A 9,545-nucleotide genomic window follows, 5' to 3' on the forward strand; every position below is an offset into this window, starting at 1 on the left:
GCACTGCCGGCCTCCGAGCGTCGACGGGCCCCGACACTGCCCTGATCGCTGCGCGCGGTTGAGCCGTTAGCCGGTCAGAACCGGTACACGTGGACCGAGTACGGTCCGAAGTCGTCGACGATCCGCCCGTCCACGATGGGCACGGTCCGGTCCTCGCCCTCCACGGTCGCCGTGCCGGAGGCCACCGGCACGATCAACTGCACCTTCGCCGCGCGGCTCTTCGGGTTGTCCTTGTTCCCGTCGGTCTGCGCCAGCACCCACCGCTGGTCACCGACCTGCTTGTGCAGGACCGCCACCGGGATGCCGTTGTCGCTCCTGGCCGTGACGCCGGGCAGGTTGGGCGCGTTGAGCACCGGCGCGAGCGACTTGAGCCGGGCGTTGACGGCCGCCGCGCGGGCGGTGATCTCGGGCCGGGTCAGGATGCTGGAGTACTCGCCCTTGCCCTCGGTGTAGAAGCTGTGCGCGAAGTAGTTGAGGCCGGTCGCGCCGTGCAGGACGGTGTTCCAGACCGCCGACTCCATCTGATCGGCGTCGATGATCTCGCCGTGCGTGTGCGGGTGGCCGGTCTCGACGAACCCGTACAGCGGCTTGTCCGGCCCGCACCACTTGCGCATGGTGTCGATGACCTCGCCGTAGGCGTACGCGCCGACGGTGTGGTTGCGGTCCGGGTGCGTCCACGCGTAGTAGTCGGCCGAGGCGATGTCGGCGGCCGAGCAGTACTTGCGCATGTCGGCCTCGTACGACTCCTCGACGTAGCCGTAGCCGATCTCACCGGTGGGCGTGCCCATCCACGGGCTGAAGTTGATGTACGTGGGCCGCGTCGGGTCCTTCGCGCGCACGGCGTCGGCGGCCTTGAGGATCGCCGAGGGCTGCATGTCCGGGTTGAACACGTCGCCGTAGACCTTGTTCATGTCCGGTTCGTCGGACACCAGGTAGCCGACGTAGTTGCGCGCGTGCGCGGTGTCGGCGAGCACGGCGTCCGCCCGCGTCGGGTCCACGTAGACCCGCCAGTCGGTCTCGTAGAGGCCCTCCTGGCGCAGCCACCACCACTCGTCCTCCCACAGCCCGATGCCGAAGTCGACGCCGATCCGCGGGTAGGCGCGGCCGAGCTTCTCGTCGTTCTCCACGCCGGAGGGGTCCTGCATCCAGACGTTGATCGGGAAGACGTTCGGGTCGGCGGTGGGGTTGGGGCCGTTGGCCCACTGCTTGTAGTAGTCGACGGAGGGGACGACGACGGGCGGGGGCGCGGTCGGGTCGGGCGGGACCTGGGCCCGCGCGGTGCACCCGGCGGCGAGCAGCAGGAGGACCGCCAGGGCGGCACGGGGTCTGGCCATGATCGTCACGGTCCTCTTCAACTCGGGGTCCGGGTCCGGCCGCGCGCGGCCAGCACCTGCTTGGCCTTCTCGAAACCGCCGGGGCCGAGGAGCCGCTGCGCGGCCGTCTTGGCCACGAATCTGGCCCCGTCGCGCGCCACCCGCAAGGGATGTCCCACGAACCGGTCACGCGCCACCACCCGACCGGCGGGTTCCGGAACGTCGTCGAGCGCCGCGCCGAACAGCGCCCGGTGCGGCGCCGGGGACACGAGCCTTCCTCGCGTCCGGTTGCTCACGTTGCCGCCGTGCACGACCTGGAGCCAGCCGGGCGCACCGCCCAGCGACACCACCTCGGCGTGCCGGTGCAGCCGGTTGTGCCAGTCCGCCCAGCAGGTCACCGGGTCGGCCCAGCTCTCCCGCACCGAGGCGAACGCGTTGTCCGGGTCGTGGTGCGAGAACAGCCCGCCCGGGCTCTTGACCAGGCCGTTCGCCAGGTAGAGCGCGGTGCGGCGGCCGGTGCTCGGCACCGCCCGGAGCCGCGCCACGAAGTCCGCGGCCAGGCCGTCGTCGTTGTCGAGGTTCGTGGTGATCAGCTCGTCGCCCCTGGTCGGGAACAGCTTGGCCACGTCCTCCAGCAGCTCCTCGCGGCTGACCTGCGTGCGGAACACCGGGGTGTAGGCGTCGCCGTGCGCGGCGATCCGGTCCTTGAGCCACCCGGGGCTCTCCGGGTCGAAGTAGATGAGCCACCGGAAGTCCGGGCACGTCTGCGCCGCCACCGAGGGCAGGCAGTACCGCTCGAACAGCCCGACGCGCTTGGTCAGCCAGCCCTCCTGCGCCCGCACGACGCTCTCGGCGCCCACGGACGGCAGGTTGAAGCGCGTCAGAACGACGTGGTCCATCGAGAACCCCTTCCCGTATGTCCCGTACATCGGGAATCGGGGTCGGGCGTTAACGATCCGCGACCGATCACGATGTGTAGGTCGTGACTGATCCCTCGACACGACCGACGGTCGACGTCGTCGTCCCCTGCTACAACTACGCGAGGTTCCTCCGGGCCTGCGTCCGGAGCGTCCTCGACCAACCCGGTGTCGACGTCCGGGTGCTGATCATCGACGACACGTCGAGCGACGACACGCCCGAGGTGGTGGCGGAGCTGACGCGGGACCCGCGGGTCGAGGGCCGCAGGCACGAGGTCAACAAGGGGCACATCGCCACCTACAACGAGGGCCTGCTGGAGTGGGCCAAGGCCGACTACACCGTGCTGCTGTCCGCGGACGACCTGCTGGCCCCCGGCGCGCTCGCCCGCGCGGCGGCGGTGTTCGAGGCCAACCCGGCCGTCGGCATGGTGTACGGCCGGGTCGTCTACTACAGCGACCACGACGACCTGCCGTCGGTGGTCTCGCCGCCGGCGGGCACGACCGTGTGGTCCGGTGTGGACTGGATCGAGGCGCGCTGCCGGACCGGCCAGAACGTGCTGTCCTCGCCCGAGGCGGTCGTGCGCACGTCCGTGCAGCAGCGCGTCGGCGGCTACCGGTCCGACCTGCCGCACGCCGGTGACCTGGAGATGTGGATGCGCATCGCGGCCGTCTCCGACATCGGCTACGTGCGGGGCGCGCCCGCCGCCTACTACCGGGTGCACCAGCAGTCGATGATGCGCACGCAGTTCTCCTCGCTGTTCGCCGACCTGGAGCAGCGGCGGGCCGTGTTCGACCTGTTCTTCCGCGAGCACCCGGACCTGCCCCCGCGGCTGAGGTCGCTGGCGGACCGGTCCATCGCCAAGGACGCCCTGTGGCGGGCCGTCCGCGCCTACGACCGCGACCGGTTGGCGGACATCCCGGTGGACGAGCTGGTCGAGTTCGCCCGGCGCGTCTACCCCGACACCCCGCGGCTGGGCGAGTACCGGGCGTTGCGGCGCAGGCGGGCCCTCGGGCCGAAGGTGTGCAGCCGCACGCAGCTGTTCGTCGGCAGCCACCTGGTCAAGCGGGGACGGGGCCTGGTGTCCAAGCAGGTCTGGAAGTGGCGCGGGCAGTGACCGCCGGCCTGGAGCGGAAGGTCACCTCGGCGATCCGCTGGAGCGCGGTCAACAGCCTGGTGCAGCGGTTGGGCCAGGTGGGCGTCGGCGTCCTCGTCGCCCGGCTGGTGGCGCCCGAGCAGTTCGGCGTGTTCGCCGTCGCGCTCGTGGTGATGAACATCGTGATGAGCATCAGCGAGATGGGCGTCAGCGTCGCGCTGGTGCGCACCGAGCGGCCGGTCGAGGAGCTGGCGCCCACGGTGACCACGCTGTCCATCGCCTCCGGCGCGCTGCTGTGCCTGCTGTGCGTGCTCGGCGCGCCGTGGTTCGCGGGCGCCATGGGCACCCCGCAGGCCACCGGCGTGATCCAGCTCATGTCGTTGTCGCTGGTGGTGGCGGGTGTGTCGGCGGTGCCCGGCGCGCTGCTCCAGCGCGAGTTCCGGCAGAACCACAAGTTCGTCGCCGACACGTCGGCGTTCGTCGTGGGCACCTCCGTGACGGTGGTGCTCGCCCTGCTCGGGTTCGGCGCGTGGAGCCTCGCCTGGGCGCGGATCGCCACCAACCTGGTGTCGACCGGCGTCATGTTCGCCTACACCGAGCGCTGGTACCGGCCCGGGTTCGACCCGCGGCAGGCGCGGGAGCTGCTGTCGTTCGGCCTGCCGCTGGCCGGGGCGAGCCTGCTGGTGTTCGGCGTGCTCAACGTCGACCAGATCGTGGTCGGCAGCGTGCTCGGCACCGTGCAGCTCGGCTACTACCTGCTCGCGTTCAACCTGGCGAACTGGCCGGTCGCGGCGTTCTCGCAGCCGGTGCGCAGCGTGTCCCTGGCGGCGTTCTCGCAGGTCAGGGACGACCCGGCGTTGTTCGCGCGGACGTTCGCGCGCGCCCTGCGGCTGCTCGCGCTGGCCACCGTGCCCGCGTGCGTGCTGCTGGCCGTGCTGGCCGACCCGCTGGTGCGGGTCGTCTACGGCGAGCGGTGGGCGCCCGCGGCCCAGGCGCTGGCGATGCTGGTGGCGCTCGGCGCGCTGCGCGTGGCGCTGGAGCTGGGCTACGACTACCTGGCCAGCGCGGGCCGGTCGCGCGCCATCTTCGTCATCCACCTCGTCTGGCTCGTGGCGCTGGTGCCGCTGCTCGTGCTGGGCGCCCACGTCGACGGCATCCGCGGCGTGGCGGTGGCGCAGAGCGTGGTCGTGCTCGTGGTCGTGGTGCCCGCCTACCTGGTGGCGTTCCGGCCCTACGGGCTGCGCGCGGGCGTGCTCGGCGCGGCGGTCGCGCGCCCCCTGCTCGGCGGCCTCGTGATGGTCGCGGTCGCGCTCGGCGTGGAGCGCCTGGTCGAGGCACCCCTGTGGCGGCTCCTGGTGAGCGGTGCGCTCGCGTCGCTGGCCTACGCCGCCGTCGTCTTCCCCCTGCGCCACGAGGTGCTGGGGCTGCTGAAGAGGAGCAACGCGTGAGGGTCGTCCGGCAGTTGCAGCGACGAGCGCACCAGGTCTCGCACATCGTGCGCGACGGGGGCGTGCGTCAGCTCGGTGCTCGTGCCCTGGTGCGCGCGGCGCGGCGGTTCGGCGCGGACAGCGAGGTGTTCCCGGTGCGCCTGGAGGACGTGCGGGCGGCGGACATCTCCGCGCGCCGGCCCGTCGAGGTGCCGCCCGTGCCCGCCGACGGGGCGTTGACGGTCAACTGGGTGAGCACGCCGCCGTCGCCGGGGTCCGGCGGGCACACGACGATGTTCCGGCTGGTCGAGCACCTCCAGTCGCTCGGCCACACCAACCGGCTGTACCTGTACGACGTCTACGGCAGCCGCGCCGCGGACCACGAGCGGGTCATCCGGTCGGCGTTCCCCGGGTTCCGCGGCACGGTGCACGACGTCACCGGGGGCATGGCCGACGCGCACGCCGTGTTCGCCACCGCGTGGATGACGGCCTACCCGGTGTTCAACGACCCGTGCGCCGGGAAGCGGTTCTACCTGGTGCAGGACTACGAGCCGTGGTTCTTCCCGGTCGGCGGCCTGTCCGCGCTGGCCGACAACACCTACCGGATGGGCTTCCACGGGTTCACCGCGGGCCGCTACCTGGCGGACAAGCTGCGGACCGAGGTGGGGATGCCCGCCGACTTCTTCGACTTCGGCTGCGACGCCGACCGCTACCACCTGCGCGAGGGCGTCCGCCGGGACGGCGTGGTGTTCTACGCGCGGCGGCTGGCGCCCCGGCGGGCGATCGAGGTCGGGTTGCTGGCGCTGGAGGTCTTCGCGGAGCGGCACCCCGACGTGAAGATCCACACCTACGGGGAGAAGATCGGCTCGCTCGGCCCGAACCACGTCGACCACGGCCTCGTCTCGCCGGACGCGTTGAACGACATCTACAACCGGTGCTACGCCGGTCTCACGCTGTCGATGACGAACGTGTCGCTGGTGCCGCACGAGATGCTGGCGGCGGGCTGCGTGCCGGTCGTGAACGACGCCGCGCACAACCGCGTGGTGCTGGACAACGACCACGTCCGCTACGCCCCCGCGACCCCGCACGACCTGGCGCGCGCGCTGTCCGACGTGGTCGGCCTGCCCGACTTCGCCTCGGTGGCCCGCACCGCCTCCGCCAGCGTGTCGAGCCGCTCGTGGGACGCGGCGGGGCACGAGCTGGAGAAGGTCCTGCGCCGCGAGCTGCTGGTGTGACCGGCGGTTCAGGCCGGGGACGGCGAGGTGGCGTCCGGCACGAGGACCTCGGCGGGCGCCGCGCCGTCGGCGGCCACCAGGTGGACGGCGGCCCGCTGCGCGTCCTTCGGCACGGCGGCGAACGCCAGGCGGTCGGCGCCCAGCCAGGTGGCCTGGTCGTCGACGCCCGCGGTGCCGGGGAGGCGCACCTCGGTGCCGGTGGCGAGGTCCAGGACGGCGAGGTCCCAGGGGCCCAGGCGGCCGATGCGCTTCTTGTAGGCGACCTTGGTGCCGTCCGGGGACAGCGACGGGCACTCGGCGTCGCGGCGCAGCGACCGCACGCGGCGGTCCACCAGGTCGCCCCGCACCAGCCAGGTCAGGCCGCCGGACGCGAGGGTCGCGTAGAACGTCCGGTCGTCCGCGCCCACCGTCAGGCCCCAGTAGTTGACGTCCTGCGCCGAGTGCGGCTGTCCCTCGACCTCCGCCGCGAAGCCCTCCAGGGACTCCACGACCTCGCCGCTGCGCACGTCGAAGAACCCGGTGCGGGTGGAGAAGCCGCCCGGCACCGAGTACGAGTCGCCCGTCACGAACGACGTCCACGACACGACCTGACCGGACGCGGACACCTTGGCGCGGCTCGGGATGCCGGGCAGCGGCACGGTCCGCAGCACGACCCCGTCCCGGCTGATCTCCGCCGCGTAGGTGGGGCCGGGGCCGGCGAGCGCGAGGCACACCTCCGTGCCGCCCGCGCGGTAGAACCGCTGGCACGTCAGGTCGGTCGCCGACCGCGCCGCCGGGTCGGCCAGGCTGAGCTGCTCGACCCGCGACCGGCCGTCGGCCAGCTCCACGTACAGCAGGTCGGGGCTGCGGGCGCCCTCCGCGGCGGCCACCGGCCGGTCCTCGCGGGCCACCGCCGTCAGGTAGACCGCACCGGCCACGACGACCAGTACGATGGCGGTCACGGCGAGCACGGTGCGGCGCGGGGCCAAATCATCACCACCTGTAACGGAAAGCCGCGAGTCGGCCGATTTCAGGGTAACAACACCTTGCGCACCTCTACGCGGGGTAAATGCGGATCGGGGAGCGGATGGACTTCTGGGGCGCGCTGCGTGTGCTGCGGCGGCGGTGGTACATCGCCCTGCCGTCGGCGCTCCTGGCCGTGGGCCTCGCGGCGGGTGTGTTCGTGTCGATCCCGACCCGCTACGAGTCCACCGGTGTGATGGTGTTCACCTCGCCGTCGGCGGGGGGCACGTTCAACCAGAACGTCTCGCCCGAGGAAGCGGTGAAGATCAACCCGCTGCTGGCGTTCGACGGCAGCCTCTCGACCACGTCGCAGATCATCGCGCAGATCCTGGCCGACCCGAAGACGCGCGAGGGGCTCGGCATCACCGCGAGCTCGACGGCGAACTTCACCGCCGCCGGCGGCGGGGTCAACGGCCCGTTCATGTTCGTGGTGACCGACGCCGAGTCGCCGGACGAGGCGGAGAAGCTCGTCACCACGGTGCTGGACTTCGCGCACAAGGAGCTGGCGGACCAGCAGCGCAAGCTCAACGCGCCGGAGTCGACGTTCATCACCTCGCAGGTGATCGTGAACCCGACCACCGCGGAGGCGCAGATCGGCGGCAAGGTCCGGTACGCGGGCGCGGCGTTCGTGCTGCTGATGCTGTTCACGCTGGCGGCCACGTTCGCCTCGGACAGCGTCATGGGCAAGCTCAAGCGCCGCCGCGAGGCGGCCGGGGGCGGTGGCGGGGCCGACGACGGGCCGGACGACGGACCCGACGAGGGACCGGACGACGGGCCGGACGGCGGACCGGGGACGCCCGCCGCGGCGCCCACCACGCCCGCCACGCCGTCGGACTTCCGCCCGGACAACCCGCGGCCGCACGAGGAAGTCCCGCAGAACGGCCCCAGGCCGCCGCTGAACGGCCCGCCGCGCCGTCCCGAGCAGGCGCACGCCCCGCACCTCCCCCCGGCGCAGGGGACCGCACCGCGCCCGCCCGTGCGCAGGCCCCCCACGGCCAGCGAGCAGACGGTCAAGGTGCAGGCGCCCGTCCAGGCCCCCGGGCAGGTGCACGGGCAGGCCCTCGCGCCGCCGCCCGCGAAGCCCCAGCCGCCCGTGAAGCCCCAGCCGACGGCGAGCGAGCGGACCGTGAAGATCTCCGCCGTGGGCGTCCCGGACGGTGCGAAGCCGCCGAACGGCGTGGCACCGCCGAACGGCGGCACCGCGTGGCCCACGCGCGAAGACTCACCGTGAGATGACCGCCCTCACCCGCGTGCGCCAACGCGCGGACGGCGCCACGCTCGTCTGCCTCTACCTGCTCGCCCTGCTGGTGGTGCCGGCGCGGCTGGTGCTGTCGTTCGTGCCGATGACCCTGCCGCCCGCCCTGGTGGTGGCGCTGCTGCTGGGCGTGCTGTGGCTGTCCGCGCAGATGGTCGACACCCTCGGCATGGGCAAGGGCCGCAACGCCCTGCGCACCGCCGTCGCGGTCTACCTGGCCATGCACCTGGCCACCTACGCGGTCGCCACGCGCCGCTGGATGCCCACCGACGAGCTGACCGTCGCCGACAGCAGCATGGTGCGGATCGTGGCGACCATCAGCGTGGCCATCTTCGCCTGCGACGCCATCCGCACCCGCGAGCGCCTGGACCGGGTGCTCAAGCTGGTGCTGGCCTGCTCCGGCATGATCGCGTTCGTGGGGCTCGTGCAGTTCGGCGCGGGCGTCGACCTCGCGTCCTACGTGGGCCTGCCCGGCCTGCGGGTGCAGGAGAACGCGTACTCGGCGATGGAGAGCCGGTCGATCTTCCGCCGGCCCACCGGCACCACCAACCACCCCATCGAGTTCGGCCTGGTGTGCGCGATGGCGGTGCCGCTGGGCGTGCACTACGTGTTCCACGCGCGCGACCAAGGCGAGCCGCAGCTGCGCTGGTGGTTCTGCCTGGCGCTGGTGGGCCTGGGCGCGCTGACCGCCCTGTCGCGCACCGCGATCCTGGGCATGGCGGTGTCGGGCATCGTGCTGGTGGCCACGCTGCCGCGCGAGCGCAAGATGACCGTGGCCGTGCTGGGGCTGGGCTTCTTCCTCGGCGCGAGCCTCGTCGTGCCCGGCCTGTTCGGCACGCTGCGCGGCATGTTCGCCAACATCGAGGACGACCCGAGCGTGAAGGCCCGCACCGCGGACTACGAGGCGGCGGCCGACCAGATCGACCTGCACCCGCTGCTGGGGCGCGGCTTCGGCACGTTCCTGCCGACGAAGTACACGATCCTGGACAACCAGTTCCTGCTGACCATCATCGAGAACGGCTACCTGGGGCTGTTCGCGCTGATCGGCATGTTCCTGGCGGCCTGCTACGCGGCGGTCCGCACCCGGTACCTGACCCGGGACGACGGCCTGCGCGGCCTGGCGAGCTGCCTGCTGGCGGCGGTGCTGGTGGGCGGGATCGCGTCGGTGACGTTCGACCTGCTGAGCTTCGGCGTGGCGACCGGCATGGTGTTCACCATGATCGGCCTGTCCGGCGCGGCCCTGCGCATCGCCCAGGCGGAGCGGGCGGGCGACCGCCCGGAGGGCCCGTTCCTCGACACCTG

8 protein-coding genes are annotated in these 9,545 nt (G+C 72.6%); 5 read left to right on the plus strand and 3 right to left on the minus strand.

All coding sequences use genetic code 11. The features are described 5' to 3' along the window. Positions 1 to 74 precede the first annotated feature (74 nt). Positions 75 to 1,334 (minus strand): hypothetical protein, encoded by a 1,260-nt coding sequence (locus tag ACR807_RS39325; RefSeq protein ID WP_438926622.1) that lies wholly within the window; start codon positions 1,332 to 1,334, stop codon positions 75 to 77. A gap of 17 nt (positions 1,335 to 1,351) precedes the next feature. Further along, positions 1,352 to 2,212, minus strand: coding sequence for a glycosyltransferase (locus tag ACR807_RS39330; RefSeq protein WP_438926623.1), 861 nt, complete (start codon positions 2,210 to 2,212; stop codon positions 1,352 to 1,354). Between the two features lie 83 nt (positions 2,213 to 2,295). Between ACR807_RS39330 and ACR807_RS39335 the strand changes: the two genes are divergently transcribed. From ACR807_RS39335 to ACR807_RS39345, 3 genes are read left to right on the plus strand one after another with little or no spacing between them, the layout of a single operon-like run. Further along, on the plus strand, positions 2,296 to 3,345 hold the full coding sequence (locus ACR807_RS39335) for a glycosyltransferase family 2 protein (protein ID WP_438926624.1): 1,050 nt from the start codon (positions 2,296 to 2,298) through the stop codon (positions 3,343 to 3,345). After that, a complete protein-coding gene (locus tag ACR807_RS39340) occupies positions 3,330 to 4,772 on the plus strand; it encodes a lipopolysaccharide biosynthesis protein (RefSeq protein ID WP_438926625.1) in 1,443 nt (480 codons plus the stop codon). Before ACR807_RS39335 ends, ACR807_RS39340 begins: the two co-directional genes overlap by 16 nt. Continuing rightward, positions 4,769 to 5,986 (plus strand): rhamnosyltransferase WsaF family glycosyltransferase, encoded by a 1,218-nt coding sequence (locus ACR807_RS39345; protein ID WP_438926626.1) that lies wholly within the window; start codon positions 4,769 to 4,771, stop codon positions 5,984 to 5,986. The genes ACR807_RS39340 and ACR807_RS39345 overlap by 4 nt, the downstream gene beginning before the upstream one ends. Before the next feature lie 8 nt (positions 5,987 to 5,994). On the opposite strand, the gene ACR807_RS39350 is transcribed toward ACR807_RS39345, so the two are convergent. Beyond that, positions 5,995 to 6,927 (minus strand): TolB-like translocation protein, encoded by a 933-nt coding sequence (locus ACR807_RS39350; protein WP_438926627.1) that lies wholly within the window; start codon positions 6,925 to 6,927, stop codon positions 5,995 to 5,997. Between the two features lie 107 nt (positions 6,928 to 7,034). On the opposite strand from ACR807_RS39350, the gene ACR807_RS39355 reads away from it, so the two are divergent. Together ACR807_RS39355 and ACR807_RS39360 are read left to right on the plus strand one after the other, a co-directional pair. Continuing rightward, complete coding sequence (locus ACR807_RS39355; RefSeq protein WP_438926628.1) at positions 7,035 to 8,219, plus strand: YveK family protein; 1,185 nt, start codon at positions 7,035 to 7,037, stop codon at positions 8,217 to 8,219. A gap of 1 nt (position 8,220) precedes the next feature. After that, the coding region (locus tag ACR807_RS39360; protein WP_438926629.1) for an O-antigen ligase family protein at positions 8,221 to 9,545 on the plus strand (1,325 nt) is incomplete at its 3' end.

It is taken from the genome of Saccharothrix sabaoui (genome assembly GCF_051756985.1).
GTDB lineage: Bacteria > Actinomycetota > Actinomycetes > Mycobacteriales > Pseudonocardiaceae > Actinosynnema.